We start from the raw sequence: 228 nt of genomic DNA, 5'->3' as shown, positions 1-228 counted from the left end.
CCGAGGAAATCATGAAATCCATCATCGTCACCTTCGCGACGCTCTGCGCGGCCGCGACCGTCCTGCTCGCCGCACCGCGCGCATCGTATGCGCAGTCGCCGCTCACCCGTGCACAGGTTCGCCAGGAATTGCTCGACCTCGAATCGGTCGGCTACGATCCATCCGCCGGCGACGCCGACAACTACCCGGAAGGCATCGTCGCCGCGCAGGTGCGCCTCGAGGAGAAGC

Annotated in this window: 1 protein-coding gene; it reads left to right on the top strand. The window is 66.2% G+C overall.

Translation table 11 applies throughout. The features are described from left to right. Positions 1-11: 11 nt before the first annotated feature. The coding region (locus tag SB689_RS24400) for a DUF4148 domain-containing protein (RefSeq protein ID WP_410694591.1) at positions 12-228 on the top strand (217 nt) is incomplete at its 3' end.

It is taken from the genome of Chryseobacterium sp. SIMBA_038, from assembly GCF_046535115.1.
Lineage (GTDB): Bacteria > Bacteroidota > Bacteroidia > Flavobacteriales > Weeksellaceae > Chryseobacterium.
Note: the sequence above shows the minus strand (reverse complement) of the source record. Positions and strands in the feature narration are given on the sequence as shown.